Annotated in this window: 18 protein-coding genes; 8 read left to right on the forward strand and 10 right to left on the reverse strand. The window is 55.6% G+C overall.

What is annotated here, in order from left to right; genetic code table 11:
- The first annotated feature begins 158 nt into the window (after positions 1-158).
- Positions 159-1,859 carry a hydantoinase/oxoprolinase family protein gene (locus SRBAKS_RS12575; RefSeq protein ID WP_229591243.1) on the forward strand — a complete coding sequence of 567 codons (1,701 nt, stop codon included), beginning with the start codon at positions 159-161 and terminating at the stop codon, positions 1,857-1,859.
- 4 nt (positions 1,860-1,863) lie between these two features.
- Positions 1,864-3,198: a histone deacetylase family protein gene (locus tag SRBAKS_RS12580; RefSeq protein WP_229591244.1), complete on the forward strand. Its 1,335-nt coding sequence runs from the start codon at positions 1,864-1,866 to the stop codon at positions 3,196-3,198.
- Positions 3,199-4,034: 836 nt separating this feature from the next.
- On the opposite strand, the gene SRBAKS_RS12585 is transcribed toward SRBAKS_RS12580, so the two are convergent.
- The gene (locus tag SRBAKS_RS12585; protein ID WP_229591245.1) at positions 4,035-4,610 is read right to left on the reverse strand and encodes a flavodoxin family protein; all 576 of its coding nucleotides are present in this window, start codon (positions 4,608-4,610) and stop codon (positions 4,035-4,037) included.
- A gap of 9 nt (positions 4,611-4,619) precedes the next feature.
- Positions 4,620-5,129 carry a nitroreductase family protein gene (locus SRBAKS_RS12590; protein ID WP_229591246.1) on the reverse strand — a complete coding sequence of 170 codons (510 nt, stop codon included), beginning with the start codon at positions 5,127-5,129 and terminating at the stop codon, positions 4,620-4,622.
- A gap of 181 nt (positions 5,130-5,310) precedes the next feature.
- Here SRBAKS_RS12590 and SRBAKS_RS12595 point away from each other — a divergent pair, with 181 nt between their 5' ends.
- Together SRBAKS_RS12595 and SRBAKS_RS12600 are read left to right on the forward strand one after the other, a co-directional pair.
- Positions 5,311-5,688, forward strand: a complete 378-nt coding sequence (locus tag SRBAKS_RS12595) for a winged helix-turn-helix transcriptional regulator (protein ID WP_229591247.1) — start codon at positions 5,311-5,313, stop codon at positions 5,686-5,688.
- A 78-nt stretch (positions 5,689-5,766) separates the two neighbouring features.
- The gene (locus SRBAKS_RS12600; RefSeq protein WP_229591248.1) at positions 5,767-6,129 is read left to right on the forward strand and encodes an Hpt domain-containing protein; all 363 of its coding nucleotides are present in this window, start codon (positions 5,767-5,769) and stop codon (positions 6,127-6,129) included.
- A gap of 83 nt (positions 6,130-6,212) precedes the next feature.
- On the opposite strand, the gene phoU is transcribed toward SRBAKS_RS12600, so the two are convergent.
- The 7 genes from phoU to SRBAKS_RS12635 all read right to left on the reverse strand — a co-directional run bounded on the left by phoU (position 6,213) and on the right by SRBAKS_RS12635 (position 12,108).
- On the reverse strand, positions 6,213-6,878 hold the full coding sequence (phoU, locus tag SRBAKS_RS12605; protein ID WP_229591249.1) for a phosphate signaling complex protein PhoU: 666 nt from the start codon (positions 6,876-6,878) through the stop codon (positions 6,213-6,215).
- A gap of 27 nt (positions 6,879-6,905) precedes the next feature.
- A complete protein-coding gene (pstB, locus tag SRBAKS_RS12610; RefSeq protein ID WP_229591250.1) occupies positions 6,906-7,667 on the reverse strand; it encodes a phosphate ABC transporter ATP-binding protein PstB in 762 nt (253 codons plus the stop codon).
- A gap of 115 nt (positions 7,668-7,782) precedes the next feature.
- Positions 7,783-8,451: an AMIN domain-containing protein gene (locus SRBAKS_RS12615; RefSeq protein WP_229591251.1), complete on the reverse strand. Its 669-nt coding sequence runs from the start codon at positions 8,449-8,451 to the stop codon at positions 7,783-7,785.
- Between the two features lie 73 nt (positions 8,452-8,524).
- Positions 8,525-9,484 carry a glycosyltransferase family 1 protein gene (locus tag SRBAKS_RS12620; protein ID WP_229591252.1) on the reverse strand — a complete coding sequence of 320 codons (960 nt, stop codon included), beginning with the start codon at positions 9,482-9,484 and terminating at the stop codon, positions 8,525-8,527.
- Positions 9,485-9,503: 19 nt separating this feature from the next.
- Positions 9,504-10,313: an acetolactate decarboxylase gene (gene budA, locus SRBAKS_RS12625; protein ID WP_229591253.1), complete on the reverse strand. Its 810-nt coding sequence runs from the start codon at positions 10,311-10,313 to the stop codon at positions 9,504-9,506.
- 8 nt (positions 10,314-10,321) lie between these two features.
- The gene (locus tag SRBAKS_RS12630; RefSeq protein ID WP_229591254.1) at positions 10,322-10,861 is read right to left on the reverse strand and encodes a chemotaxis protein CheD; all 540 of its coding nucleotides are present in this window, start codon (positions 10,859-10,861) and stop codon (positions 10,322-10,324) included.
- A gap of 83 nt (positions 10,862-10,944) precedes the next feature.
- Positions 10,945-12,108, reverse strand: coding sequence for an MFS transporter (locus tag SRBAKS_RS12635; protein ID WP_229591255.1), 1,164 nt, complete (start codon positions 12,106-12,108; stop codon positions 10,945-10,947).
- Between the two features lie 71 nt (positions 12,109-12,179).
- On the opposite strand from SRBAKS_RS12635, the gene SRBAKS_RS12640 reads away from it, so the two are divergent.
- From SRBAKS_RS12640 to SRBAKS_RS12655, 4 genes are all read left to right on the forward strand, one after another.
- Positions 12,180-12,611: a 2-thiouracil desulfurase family protein gene (locus SRBAKS_RS12640; protein WP_229591256.1), complete on the forward strand. Its 432-nt coding sequence runs from the start codon at positions 12,180-12,182 to the stop codon at positions 12,609-12,611.
- Positions 12,608-13,318 carry a M48 family metallopeptidase gene (locus tag SRBAKS_RS12645; RefSeq protein ID WP_229591257.1) on the forward strand — a complete coding sequence of 237 codons (711 nt, stop codon included), beginning with the start codon at positions 12,608-12,610 and terminating at the stop codon, positions 13,316-13,318. Before SRBAKS_RS12640 ends, SRBAKS_RS12645 begins: the two co-directional genes overlap by 4 nt.
- A gap of 55 nt (positions 13,319-13,373) precedes the next feature.
- Complete coding sequence (locus SRBAKS_RS12650) at positions 13,374-13,715, forward strand: ArsR/SmtB family transcription factor (protein WP_229591258.1); 342 nt, start codon at positions 13,374-13,376, stop codon at positions 13,713-13,715.
- 89 nt (positions 13,716-13,804) lie between these two features.
- Positions 13,805-14,458 carry a flavodoxin family protein gene (locus SRBAKS_RS12655; protein WP_229591259.1) on the forward strand — a complete coding sequence of 218 codons (654 nt, stop codon included), beginning with the start codon at positions 13,805-13,807 and terminating at the stop codon, positions 14,456-14,458.
- Between the two features lie 89 nt (positions 14,459-14,547).
- Here the strand turns inward: SRBAKS_RS12655 and SRBAKS_RS12660 are convergent, their stop codons facing one another.
- Positions 14,548-14,787 carry a hypothetical protein gene (locus tag SRBAKS_RS12660; protein ID WP_229591260.1) on the reverse strand — a complete coding sequence of 80 codons (240 nt, stop codon included), beginning with the start codon at positions 14,785-14,787 and terminating at the stop codon, positions 14,548-14,550.
- Between the last annotated feature and the right edge of the window lie 54 nt (positions 14,788-14,841).

A 14,841-nucleotide genomic window follows, 5' to 3' on the forward strand; every position in this document is an offset into this window, starting at 1 on the left:
GATTCGTTTTGACCGGCTCACGCTACACGAATATGCGGGGCCATGGCAAACCCTTGACCACTCCCCGGACCATTTTGACCACTGACCGATAATCGTTGCGCCTTTGGCGCAGGCGGTGATAAATCCAGTCTACACTTGTAAAAAAGTTTGGAGCACACATGCTTTTAGGAATAGACGTAGGCGGCACGCACACGGACGCGGTCGCCATTGATACAGAGGATGGTGTCGAGGTTGCCGCTTCCTGCAAGGTCATCACCCGCCATGATGATCTGCTTACCTCGATCACCGAGGCGCTTGCAATCATACTCGGCACTGTGGACAAGGACGCTGTGACCCAGCTGAATCTGTCCACGACCCTGTCCACCAACGCCATTGTTCAGGGCAAGACGGAAGACGTCGGCGTCATTGTTTCGGCAGGACCGGGGATCGACCCGCACAACTTCATGCCGTGCAAGGATTTTCATGTCATTGACGGGTCCATTGACCATCGCGGCAACGAGGTGCGAGCGCTGTCTACCCGGCAGCTTGCCAAGGCCATTGATTCCTGTAGGGAAAACGGCGTGCGCGTGTTTGCCTCGGTGGGCAAGTTCTCCACCCGCAACCCGCGTCATGAAAATTTCATCCGGCGTACCATTGCCAGCAAACAGGATGCGAACGGTGACCCCTTGGCTGATTTCGTGACCCTGGGGCATCAGCTCGGCGGGGCGCTCAACTTTCCCAGGCGCATGGCCACCGCCTATTTCAACTGCTCGGTCTGGCGACTTTACAATGATTTCGCCACTGCCGTGGAGAACGCGCTGGCCGATATGGGGCTGTCCCATGTCAAGGTGAACATGCTCAAGGCCGATGGCGGGACCATGCCTCTGGCCCAGTCGCGCACGCTTCCGGTACAATCCATTTTCTCCGGTCCGGCCGCTTCGGTCATGGGCATTATCGCGCTGACCGACATCTTCCATGACTCGGTCATTCTCGATATCGGCGGCACCACAACGGATATCGCCATCTTTGCGGATGGAGCGCCGCTCATCGAGCAGGACGGCATCACCATCGGTTCCCATCCAACGCTGGTCTCGGCCCTGAAAGTCCATTCCATCGGCATTGGCGGCGACTCCTCCATTTCCGTGGTGGGCGACGAGGTTCGTGTGGGACCGCACCGGCTCGGCCCGTCCGTGTGTCGGGGTGGGGAGCGGGTGACGCTCACCGATGCCCTGAACTGCATAGGAGATTGTACCGTCAATGATGTGGCCGCGTCGAAAGCCGCCATGGACGCCTTTGCCGCAGAGCATTCCATGTCCGGCGAAAAACTGGCTGAAAAGGCCGTTGCCTATGCCTCGGATGCCATCCATGAGGCCACGCGCGGGCTTATTGACGAGATCAACTCCAAGCCGGTGTACACCATCCATGAACTCATGGAAGGCAAGAAGGTCATCCCCAAAAAGGTCTATCTCATGGGCGGCCCGGCTCAGGCCATGAAGATGAATCTCTTCAAGCGGTTCCAGATATCAACCGAGGTTCCCGAAAACTTCGACGTGGCCAACGCCATCGGTGCGGCCCTGACCCGAACCACATGGGAGCTGGAGCTGTTCGCCGACACGCAGCGGCATGTGCTCTTCATCCCCACGTTGTCCTACCGGGAGAACGTCCATTCCAGCTATGATCAGGCGGACGCGGAAAAGGATGCGGTCAACCAGCTGATCATGCAGCTCGACTCCATGGGGGTTTTCCTCCGGACCGAGGACGCCCAGATTACCCATGCCGAGAGTTTCAACATGGTCAAGGACATGGAGCAGGTGGGCAAGAACATTCGCGTCAAATGCCAGGTTCGCCCCGGCGTTGTGAACACACTGGTGGGGAGATAGGACAATGCTCAAGGCAAACAACAAACTCGGTATCATCTTTTTCCCGGCCTTTGACTGGGCCATCTCGTCCACCCATCCGGAGCGGCAGGAGCGGCTCCTGTACACGCAGGACCAGCTGCGCGAGGAAGGGCTTTTCGAGATAGACGGCATCAGCGAATACAAGCCGGATGTGGCGACCATCGAGGACGTGGAGCGCGTGCATTTCTGTTTTCCGGAAGTGTCCAGCGTGGCCACTCGGTCGCATCTCATCTCCGCAGGCGGGGCCATGAAGGCCGCTGATTTGGTCATGGAAGGGGAGCGTGATTGCGCTTTTGCCATGGTGCGCCCGCCCGGACACCACGCAATGAAGGTGGTCCACGGTTCGCGCGGGTTCTGCACCATCAACATCGAAGCCGTGATGATCGAGCATATCCGCGAAAAATACGGGCGCAAGAAGATCGCCATCGTGGATACCGATTGCCATCACGGTGACGGAACCCAGGACGTGTACTGGCACGACCCGGACACCCTGTTCATCTCCATCCATCAGGATGGGCGCACCCTGTATCCCGGCTCTGGTTTTCCGCAGGAGCTTGGCGGGCCGAACGCCATGGGCAGGACGCTCAACATCCCCTTGCCGCCCAATACCTCGGACGAGGGGTTCCTCATGGCCATGGAGCGGATCGTCATGCCCATTCTCGATGATTTCAAGCCGGATTTGATCATCAATTCGGCAGGACAGGACAACCATTTCACGGACCCCATCACCAACATGAACTTTTCGGCCCGTGGCTATGCCACCATGAACGAGATGCTCAAGCCCGATATCGCGGTGCTCGAAGGCGGCTACTCCATTCAGGGAGCGTTGCCGTACATCAATCTCGGCATCTGTCTGGCCATGGCCGGGGTGGATTATTCCCAGATCAGGGAGCCGAATTACAACCCGGACAAGATCAGGCAGGACGCGCAGACCACGGCCTACATAACCGAACTGTGCGAGCAGTTGCCGGATCTCTATTTCAACCCGCCCAAGTTCAATGCCAAGGATGATGGCAAGCAAGGCGTGATCTCCGGTGATTCACTCCTGCGTCACAAGCAGATTTATTATGACACCGACGGCATCAATGAGGTGCAGCTCGAAACCGTGACCATGTGCAGCGATTGCCGTGGATTGTTCAAGGTCGAGACCCGCGCGGACTCGGGGCCGCTCTGCCTCGGCGTCGAGATTCCTATTGATGCCTGCCCCAAGTGCCGGAATCTGGGATACCATCTTGTGGAGGAGGGGTTGATCAAGGGAACGTACCGCTATATTCAATTGATCAATCGGCTGGACAAGGAATACCTCCGATACGGCTTCTAGGTGGGGGCTTCGAGCAGCCGGCCTTTTAAGAGAAAAGGATTGCTGCCTGCGGCAGCGATGCAGAATGAGAGGAACGCTCCTTTGGAGCGAGATCCACTCTTGGGTGCGTACCGCACCCAAATTGTTCCATGCCCTTCGCGGGCGGCGGTCTCTTTTTGAGGAGCAAAAATAGACGCAAAAAGCTCCTTGCGCGAGCTTGCCCGCCCACGGTTTGACGGCAAGAAGCTGATCAACTCGGGACGGCTCCATGCTGGAGTAATAAAGGGATCCCTTCTGCGAATTCTGCCGGGGTGAGTCAGCGCATGTCGTATTGCCTAGCCGGAGCCGCCGTCCCGTCGTTGTCAGCTTCTACTCCTTACAAACAGGGCTAAGCGAGGACGAGTTGAGCAGAGCCTATTCGGCAAGACTACCCAATAGGCTCCCGACAGCCTCAAATCCAAACATCCCACACCAAGAAAATCCTTACGTACAAAGACGAGCAATCGGAAGCGAACCTTAGAGCCTGTCTTGGGCGACGCAGCGTAGCCCGACCGAGTCTGATTATCAAGACATCCTGTCGGGCAGTGCAGTCGCCTACAGGCTCTTGGGTTCACTTCCTCGCTCACACACAAAAAAAGCGTTTTTTGCCTCCTTTTTGCCGCTTCGCAAAAAGCAGGTCGCCGTAAAGGCGAAACCTTTGGAATAAATTCGTTTGAACTTTCACCGCGCAGCGCGCAAACCATCAAGGACCAAGCACGCAAAAAAAGCGTTCTTCATTCTGCATCGCTGCCGTAGGCAGCCTCCCAGCTCTTCAACAAAAAAAAGGCCCCCCGCCAGGGGAGCCTTGGGTGTCTGCGTTAGTCGTTCAATTTTTTTAGCAACCACGCCATGTTATCCCCCAACACTGTCATTGTCAGGACGCCTTCCTCGTCGTTGAGGACATCGCCCTTGTCGCGACCTTGAGCCATATTCCAGTATCTGGAACCGGGAATCACCATCTGCTCGATGAGGAAAAAAGCATTCAGGGCGTTGAAGGCCTGAATCGCCCCGGCGCGTCGATGCGCGACCACGGCCGCCCCGACTTTGCGGACAAAGATATCGCCATTGGCGCGGGCAACCATGCCGCAACGGTCGATGACGCACTTTGTCTCTGGGGTCAGGTTGGCAAAATAGGTGGGCGACCCCAGGATGATGCCATCTGCTTCGTCCATGGCACTCATGCACTCATTGATGAAATCGTTGTCCACCGCACATTTGCGATCCTTGTTTTTGAAACACTTGTAGCAGGCGATGCACCCGTGCACGTTCTTGCCGCCAAGCTCAATAAGCCGGGTCTCGATGCCGTGTGTTTCCAACTGGGCAAAGACTATTTTGATCATCTCCGCAGTATTGCCGCCCCGGCGGGCAGAGCCGTTTATTCCGACGACATTCATGGCAGTCTCCTAAAATGTATTGTAGTGAATGCGATCCTGCTTGAACCGGCTTTCGGATTTGACTGTCTGGGCAGGCCAGCCAATGGGGGCAAAGCCCAACGGAATGACGTGATCCGGCAGTTTGAACTTGGCGCGGAAGGCCGCAACCCTGTCTTCTATGGGGTGGATGCCGGTCCAGACCGCTCCCAATCCCAAGCCGTGGATGGCCAGCAACATGTTTTCCATGGCAGCAGAGCAATCCTGAACCCAGTATCCCGGATATTTTTCTTCGTTCAGGTCCGCACACACGATGATGCCAAGCGGCGCCTGTTTGACCATGCTCACATACGGGTGCAGGTCGGCTATGGAGTCCAGAATGGCCCGGTCCGTGACTACGATGAACCGCCACGGCTGGGCGTTCCCTGCACTGGGGGCCATCATGGCCGCGTCCAATATCTCGTGGATCAACTCATCGGAAACAGGTTTGTCTTCATATTTACGAATACTGCGTCGGGTGCGTAGCGCTTCCATAACTTCCATTATACAGTCCTCCTGTTTGTGCCTGAGCACGTTATTTACGGTCGTATTCTTTTCTGCTATTGGTATAAGAAGGTCAAGTATGCACTAATAAGTACTATAGTTACCAAAAGGATACTATGCGGAATGCCCGAACAGACCGTACATCAGTCGGGCTTTTGGCGACACTATAAACGGAGCAGATATGCCAACTCCATGTTCTCTCAAATGTCTCGGTGAAAAGAAATACTACTGCACTGTAGAACTGACGTTGCAGGTCCTGGGCGGTAAATGGAAGCCTATCATCATTCACCGGCTAGGCGAACAGGGCACCTTGCGATTCAGCGAGGTGAAACGCGCCATCCCCAATATCACGCAGAAAATGCTGACACAGCAACTGCGGGAGCTGGAGACAGACGGCGTGGTGCATCGAGAGGTATACGCCCAGGTGCCGCCCAAGGTGGAGTATTCCCTGACTTCGTTAGGGCAGACAGTGTTGCCGGTCATTGCCACGCTGGGCATGTGGGGCAAAACATACGTCCAGTGGTACGAGGAAAACACCTGCACCGAGGCCGTGATATGACCGTTTTCATGAATAGGATTTAAGGACTTTCATCATTCTGTATTATAGTGTACGTTGCGCCCAATTTGGAGGCGTAGGATGTTTGATTTCTGTTTGGATTCCCCCGGCAGCACCCCTGTGCTCGACCTGAATCGTGTGTGTGACTACCTTGACATGAGTGTCGAGGAGGTCATGCTTTTCATTCCGGGAGCCATGGAAGAGATTGGTTTGCGGCTGGGACTTATCGGTACGGCCATGTTGTCCGGCAACCTGTCCGATATAGCCCTTCACAGCCACACGCTGAAGAGTGTCACCGCCTCCATCGGCGCCCCTGCCGTGCACGTTGCCTTTGTTGCCCTTGAACAAGCCGCCAGAAACAATGACCCAGCTGAGTGCATGCAGTACATCCGGGTGCTCAAAAGAGAAACAGAGCGGCTGACCTCAGAAATTTCCCGACTTTAGGCGACCAGCCATTCAGGCAAAGAAAAGGGCGCATCGGAGATCCGATGCGCCCTGTGTTGTTCTGCGGTGACTGGAAAGGGATGCTATCCCTTGCAGTTATGTTTCATCGAGGTGCCTTCCACGATGAAGACCACGGATTCGGCCACGTTGGTTGCCAGGTCGCCGATGCGCTCCAGATGGCGTGCGCCGATGATGGAGTGCACTCCCCGTTCGACGATGCGTGATTCAGTGACCATTTCGCTGACCATCTGGCGCAGGATGGCGATGTTGAGATCGTCTGCGCGGTCGTCCATGCGGCAGACCTGAGCAGCCAGGTTGACATCGTCGTCAACATAGGACTTCAGGGCGTCGGACAGCATGGTCTTGCAGATGGTAGCCAGTTCTTCCATCTTGGGGTTGTTGGGCATGGGCGGACGAGTGGACAGGAACATGGCTCTGTGGGCCAGGTTCACGGCTTCGTCGCCCAGTCGTTCCAGGTTCACGGTAATCCGCTGGGCACCGATGATGGTACGCAGGTCAACTGCCATGGGCTGGTCAAGGGCGAGAAGTTCCAGACTGAAATTATCTATTTCGTCTTCCATTTCGTTAATGACATCATCGCCGACAATGACGGATTCAGCCAGGTCGGAGTCGTTCTCAAGGTATGCTTTGACAGCCTTGTGCACGGCGGACTCACTGAGTGCGGCCATACGCAGGGCCATTACTTTGAGGTCCTCAAGTTTTTTTGAAAAATGTGCTCTCTGTTCCATATACGTATCCCCTCCAGGAGAACCAGCTTAGCCGAAACGGCCAGTAATGTAATCTTCAGTCTGCTTGTTCGCCGGGTTGGTGAACATGGCCTTGGTATCGTCTACCTCGACGAGCTTGCCCATGTAGAAAAAGGCGGTGCGGTCCGAGACACGGGCTGCCTGCTGCATGGAGTGGGTCACGATAATGATGGTGAACTCTTTTTTCAGTTCGTGAATGAGGTCTTCGATCTTCTGGGTTGCGATGGGATCGAGCGCGGATGCAGGCTCGTCCATGAGCAACACTTCAGGTTCTACAGCCAGGGCGCGGGCGATGCACAGACGCTGCTGCTGACCGCCTGAAAGACCGAGCGCGGAGGTGTGAAGACGGTCTTTGACTTCATCCCACAGGGCGGCGCCCATGAGGGATTCTTCGACTTTCTGCTCCAGAAACTGTTTGTCCTTCACTCCGTTGACGCGCAACCCGTAGGCGACGTTTTCAAAGAGGGTCTTGGGGAAGGGGTTGGGTTTCTGAAACACCATGCCGATGCGGCGGCGCAGGGAAACGACGTCAATGCCGGAAGCATAGATGTCTTCGCCGTCCAGGACCAGGTCTCCATCCACGCGGGTACCGGGGATGAGGTCGTTCATTCTGTTGATGCATCGAAGGTAGGTGGACTTTCCACAACCGGACGGGCCGATGAGGGCGGTCACCTTGTTGCTTTCAAAGTCGATGCTGATATCTTCCAGCGCCTTGAAGTCTCCGTAGTGGAAATCAAGATGTGTGGAAGCTACTTTGATGGCGGTTGTCATGCCGTATTGTCTCCGTAAAGAAAAGATGTGTCGCACAAACTATGCGAAGCAACAACAGTACCCTCGGGGAGTTACGTCACAATGACCTGAAAGTTACAGTTGCGTGACAGAGATGTTATCGGAGCGGCACTGAGATCGTTACGTTGTCGCCTTTTTGGGTAAAGACCGGCTGCAACTTTCCCTTGGGCGAGGTGTTGAAATAGATGACCAGGCGCAGCTTGTCGGCATGTTCGCCAACCACCACATGTTTGACCACGCCATTGGTGCGGATCACGTTGTCGCCCTTGAACGTCCAGATGCCGAGCAGGTCGACGGCCAGCCGTTTGGGATCGCTTAGATTCATATAGGCCATGTCAGCGACCGGGGCAGTGGCCTTGAGGGTGAGGACAAAGGTGTCCGGGTCCTCGGACGTGGAGGTCGTGCTGATGGTTCCGGGTGTGGATTCCTTGATCTCGACAAGAGCGGGTGTCGTGTCCGCCTCGGGTGCGGGAGCGGCGCTGTCGGCGGGGGGAGTTTCAGCCTGCCTGTCTTCCTGTCCGTCCTGTTCCGGCGCGGCAGTGGTGTTGGTCTGGTCCGCAGTGGCCGCTGTCGTGTCTTCACTCATGAGGGCTTCCGATCCATCGGGCAGGACCTTGGGCAGCACTGTGAAGTCCACAGGCATGCGCACCTCATGACCTGGCTGCTCCTGGGCCGGAGCAGAGACGGCGCACAGAACGGTGAGCAGAATTCCCGCTGTCAGGCAGAGAGCGGTATATACTATCCATTGCCGGAATGATTTCGACATCCATTGACCTCGCTTGATGAAATCTGAAAGGGATATACTGGAATCGGCCTGAAATGGAAAGTCGGATGTAAAATCAAATTGCCTCATAGACTTCGGCAAGGTGCTCGACGATCCGCTTGTCCGACCAGTGATTCTCCATGAACGCGCGCCCTTTGTCCCCTGCCGCCTGACAGCGTGCGTGATCCAGGGCGAGCGCATTCAGGAGCGCGGTCAGTTCGTCCCTGTCATAGGCCAGGAGCCACGGGAGATCGTCTGTCCCGGCGAATTCACTGACCCTGGCCATGTTCCATTCGTCCAGCCCGGTGATGACGGCCACACCCTGCGACAGGCCTTCCAGGCTGGAGACACCATAGTATCCCTGCATGTGATCAAACAGGACATGGCAGCGTCGTTTGCGGGCCAGGCATTCATGGTTGGGTACATCGTCGATGAGGTCCACGGAGAGGTAGGTTTTGCGTTTGTTGACTTCCTTGACGGCGGCCAGAAAGTCATCGGTGTTCTTGAGGTCCTTTCTGGTGGGGGAGTGGCAGACCTTGAGCTGTCCTGTATCGTCATAGCGCCCCCACAGGGGGGTGAACAGCGGCTCGTTGATGGGCACCAGGTTCGGCTGCCATCTTGCTTCGGGCAGCAGTTTCAGCAGATCAGGGGTGGAGACCAGCAGGTTGGTGCGGCCCAGTTTCCTGTATTTGTCGCTGAACGCGCTGGGGTTGGACCGGAAATCGTGATGGCCGTGATGGTGGTGGACAATCCCCTTGCCCTTGAGAAAGTCTGCCGGGACAAGGCCGCCAAAGGACTGGTGCTCGTCGCAGGTCATATGAAAATGGAAGATGTCCGCCTCCTGCATGAGTATGCGGACTTCCTCCATGCCGTCAGGGCCCAGATCAGGGATGTGGAGATCTTTTTCCCAGGCATGGGTGTACCGGGTTTCCAGAGTGACCAGGCGGGCCGAGTGTTCCGTGTAGGTGTTGAGAGCCTTGCAGAACTGGATGGCTGTTCCGGCAGGGTCGTTTATGGCGAGCATGAGGATACGCATGAGTGGTCCTTGAGTTGTTCTACTGCTTTTGGGGGTGACCTTTTTCCACTGCTTCAAGTTCCCTGCCCTTGTCTTTTGACAGGTCCAGTGTGTCGAATTCGCGAGAGTCCGGCAGGGAGACAGTCAAAGAGCGGAGGGCGTCCAGGTGCGCAGTGGCCGGGCCAAAGGCGCAATCCAGAACGTGTCCGCCTCCGGAGCGGTCCCGGGTCAGGAAATGCCAGTGAAAGCCGGGAACATTAACACCTTTGACAAAGGGGGGCGAGTAATATCCCACCAGTGTGCCCGGCCCGGTAAACGGCACAACCACCTGCTCTTTGACCACCACATGGAGCGGGGCATAGGGCGGCTGCTGTTTGGGAATGGCCCGAGCCTCGACCTGCGAGAATGTGGTGTCGATGCGAAGGGCGTAGAAGACGTTTTGTGACGGCAGGCTTTTCAGGACAGCGGCATTCAGCGCCTTCAAGGAGCTGACGGCGGGCAGGTCGAGCGAGGTTTCAGGGGTGAAAAAGGAGACCGTGGCAAAGGGCACGCGGGTCTGATCGTCCGGGATGGAGGCGGTGCCTCCGGCTGCGATGTGGTAGGCCGTGCCGTCGAGCACCACCAGCTCGCCGTCAATGCCGTTCAACGTGCCAAGGCCGAAGTCGCCCTGTCGCTTGAGGGCCTGCATGGTCAGGTCTCCGTCATAGAATCCGGCCAGCAGGGCGTCGATGGTGGAGTATTGAAACAGTGTTTCTCCGGCCATGGCAGGCTGGAGCAGGCACAGAGCCAGCAGCAGAGGAAGACAGAGTCGAGAAAGGTGCATTGTGATCCGGTGTACTGGGGGCTTCATGGTGTCTCCTAGTATTTTGATCCAGGCGCGCCCATGCCCTCCATTTCCTCGAAGTGCTTGCGCAGCTTCTTGACCCAGACTTCGCCGGTCTGGGTATTGAACATGAGCTTGCGGCCTCGAGAACCACCGACATCCTCCACCTGAATGGGGAGTCTGACGAAGTTGAGGAGCTTGCGCGCCATATCTATATTGCGCTTGCCGATATTGAAGGTGCTGGAGCTTTTGATATTCTGTACAGCAACGCCGGAGCCGCCACCAAACATCTTGACGACCAATTCCCGACGCGGGACGCCGATTTTATCCATGGTTTCAAGCATGTTCTGTAAGGCTGTGTCCACATATCGGCAAATCTGCGGCTCTCGTCCCTTGAGTGGAGTGGATTCCATGCTGTCAGGCAGGAAAGCGTGGCAGATGGTCCCGATGCCGACCTTGGGTGCGTGTATGGTCACTGCCAGACAAGAGCCCAATACCGTTGTGACCAACGTCGGTTGGACACCGATGTAACAGTCACCGGTTTGCAGAAAAACTTTTGGAAGTCCCAATCCCATACCTTTCATTTCTTTAGTCCACTGGAATACGTGTATGCAGATTAATATGTGTCTTTGATAACCAAAAGTACCAAGATACTACGTTAAGTCAATGGGTTGATTGACTTTCTGCGTAACTGTGCAGGGATAATCTGAGCCAATAGTAATGATATCAATGACATGGCTACCGCAGCCAGAAAAACCGATCGGTAGTTGGATATCCAGACCAGTCCTCCCATTGCCGGAATGAATACAGCGGCCACATGATTGATGGTGAATCCGACAGCCATGCCGGATGCGATGTCCTGAGGATCGGCGATCTTTTGGTAGAAGGTCTTGATTCCCATGGAGAAGTTGAAAAGGATATTGTCCAGCACATAGAGCGACGCTGCAAGCCAGGCACTCTCGGTGTAGGCGTAGCCAAGGAAAACCAGGATCAGGGAGCTGTATTCAATGGTCAACACGGCCCGTTCGCCGAACCGGTTCACGGCCTTGCCGATCAAAGGGTTGGCGAAATAGTTGAGCACGTTGTTGAGCACAAAGAGTATGGTGATGTGCTGGATGGTGAAGCCGAATTTCTTCACCAGCAGGAACACGGCAAAGGCCACGAAAATCTGCCGTCGCGCTCCTCCCATGAACGTCAGGGCATAGTACAGCCAGTACTTCATTTTGAAGGTCATCTTCTTGCGCTGCGGCGGAAGGTCGCTCTGCGACGGATCACGGGTCAGTCCCCAGAACCCTGCGGCCACGGCGACAGTACCGAGGATGGCGAACATCTGGGAGTATTCGAAGTAGCGGGCCATGACATAGATGGCGCCGCCCACAACGATGTTCGTCAAGGCACCGACGCTCCGTAGACGCCCCATGACCAGCGGGGCTTCCGTATGGCTGAAGTATTGGAGGGTCAGCGACTGGTTCATGGTCTCGAAATAGTGGAAGCCGAAACTCATGAGCAGGGTTGTCAGGATCAGGCCCGAAAGGGAAGGCAGCAGGCCGGTCAGGACCACGCCCAGCCCCATGATGGCCACGCTCAGTGCAGCCAGTCGGTGCTCCCGGATGAAAAGAATGAGGTAGATGGCCAGCAGGGCCAGGAAGCCGGGGACTTCACGCACGGATTGGATGATGCCGATACCCAGACCATCCAGGCCGCCGACATCCACGGCAAAGTTGTTGAGCAGCGTGCGCCATCCCTGGAAGGCTGCACCGCTGCCGATAGCAAGCAGAAGGAGGAATATATACATCCCCCGTTTCTTATATTGGTCTGTCATAGAGGTTCCTTTGTGCGGTTGGCAGACAATAGGGCTTTGAATCAGGAAAAATCAAGGGTAGACTTATCGTCATGAAGCACTCTCCCTGTATTGTCTCTGCCTGTCTGATTGGCATGTTCTGTCGCTATAGCGGCGAGGTTGTATCCTTTGGCCCTGCGGTCGAACTGGTCAGACAGGGACGCGCGATCCCTTTTTGTCCCGAGGCAATGGGTGGCCTGTCCACTCCCCGAAAACCCTGTGAAATCAAAGATGGTCGTGTCGTCGACAGTGACGGCGTGGACCAGACCGCCGCGTTTCGGCGCGGCGCCGAAGAGGGCTTGCGGCTGGCCAAGCTCGCAGGCTGCACCGAGGCGATTCTCAAGACCCGGTCTCCCTCCTGCGGGTGCGGAATCATCTATGACGGGTCCTTTACCTCCACCTGCATTCAGGGTGACGGGGTGTTTGCCGCATTGCTCAAGGAGCACGGCATCACTGTTCGCTCCGAAGAGGATCTGGTCGGGTGAAGACGTACGCCGGTCTTCCGTTGAGCATCAAGACACATCCACGCGCCAAGCGGGTGTTGGTCAAGCTGATACCCGGCAAGGGATTGGAAGTAGTTACTCCCAAAGGTTTTGGCAAGCATTTGGTCGCTGGAATCCTGGATGAGAAACGACCATGGATAGAGCGGACCCGTGATCGGCTGCTGGCTGATGGGATGGACTTGTCAGGTTCGATACCTGATCTGCCCAATATCCTGGATTTCAAGGCCATGGACCGGATATATCAGGTCGATTATCTGGATCGCCCGGTCAAGGTCAGCGTGATGGAGAACGTGGCTCGACTTCAGGTCAAGGGACCGGTGGAGGATCGACCCGCCATCTTTGAGGCCCTGCAACGATACACGGTGAAAAAAGCACGCGAAATAGTGCTGCCCATGCTTATCGCCATGAGCCGGCGGACCGGTCTCGAATACACGGCCTTGCGTGTTCGACGACAGAAAACCCGCTGGGGCAGCTGCTCCGCCCGCGGGACCATAAGCGTCAACGCCAAGCTCCTGTTCCTTCCTCCGGAATTGGTGAACCACCTGCTTCTGCACGAACTCTGTCATACGCGCCATCTCAATCATTCACAGGCATACTGGGACTGCGTGGCCTGCTACGAGCCGGACTATCACCGTCTGGAAGAAGAACTCCGGTGCGGCGGCAGGTTCGTTCCGGACTGGTTTGCATGAATCCGATGCCGAAACACTGTTGACAGTGGCTGCGGTTTTCCATAATGTTCGAAACATGTCGAAGTCCGAAACGAATAATCAATGCCCGCCCGTTCCTGATGAAGAACTCGAACAGATGGCGCGGATGTTCAAGGCGTTGTCCAATCCACACCGTTTGCGGATATATCGCGAGTTGGCAGGCTGTGTAACCAGTACGTTGTCGAAGTCTTCCGAGGAATTCCAGAACTGCCAAAGCAGTTTTGCCGAACGTCTCGGGTTGGCTCCGTCCACGGTTTCGCATCACTTCAAAGAATTGCGCGAGGCGGGTTTGGTCCACACGAAACGTGAGGCCAGGAACGTCCTTTTCTGGGTTGACCGGGAGGCCGCACAGAAACTCAGTCATTTATTGAACGGATAGGTTTTTTTTACCATGTATATTCGATGTGTTTCGAAGTGTAAAACATTCAATGCGCCATGTCATACTTTGTGGTGCATGAAGGAGTCACCATGAACGTATTGGCATTCAACGGCAGTGCGCGGAGGAAGAATTGGAATACCGTGACCATGCTTGAGCATGCTCTTGAGGGAGCGCGTGAGTCAGGGGCTGAAACCGAGCTGATCAACCTTTATCAACTCGATTTCAAGGGATGTTCGAGTTGTTTTGCATGTAAGCGGCTTGATCGAAAAAAAACCGGGGTGTGTGCGTTCAAAGATGATCTGCAACCTATTCTTGAAAAGGTGCGTGAAGCCCACGCGATCATCCTGGGCACTCCAGTGTATTTCGGTAGTGAAACAGCGACCACGCGAGCCTTTCTTGAACGGTTGCAGTTCCCCTATCTGAACTACAAGGATTACAATAATTCCCATTTCCCTCGCCATATGCCCACAGGGTTGATGTATACGATGAATGTGACAGAGGAACAGCAAACCGTGTTGGGATACGAGAGCGTTTTCGAACGGACGCGGAATTACCTGGCCAGAATCTTCGGCTCCTGTGAGTTGGTCATTGCGAACAATACGACGCAGTATACTGATTACGATAAATTCGAGGCAGCCTACGAGAAGAATGAAAAGGCCCGGTACAGGGAGGCATTTTTCGCTAGTGACTGTCAGCGTGCACGAGAAATGGGTGCCCGGCTTGTCTGCGGGGAATCGGCATAGGGGAAACAGAATATTGGCGAGATACCGCCAAAGATATGCATTTGAGGAGTGTTCAGGGAACTTACACCTGGTTCCCTGCACTCCTGAGGTTAACTCTCGACGTCTTCAAACTTGTCGCGGATGATGGCGGCATCCTCTTTCCGGGCGGCGAGCGCCAACCCTTTGGACTGTCCGTGACAGCGGAAGCCGTCGGGACCGTAGGAAATGTATCCGGCAGAAACTGCCTTGGTGTAGGGCATCTGTTCACGCATCTCGCCGAAATTGATGCGATTGGGGAATATGATGGGCACATCAGCGCCGGAAAAGTCTTCGAACATGATATATTTCATGAATTGTCTCCTATTTGATGGGTGCAGGGTACTGACAACCGGCCTTCAGATCAA

The sequence above is a fragment of the Pseudodesulfovibrio sediminis genome (assembly GCF_020886695.1).
Lineage (GTDB): Bacteria > Desulfobacterota > Desulfovibrionia > Desulfovibrionales > Desulfovibrionaceae > Pseudodesulfovibrio > Pseudodesulfovibrio sediminis.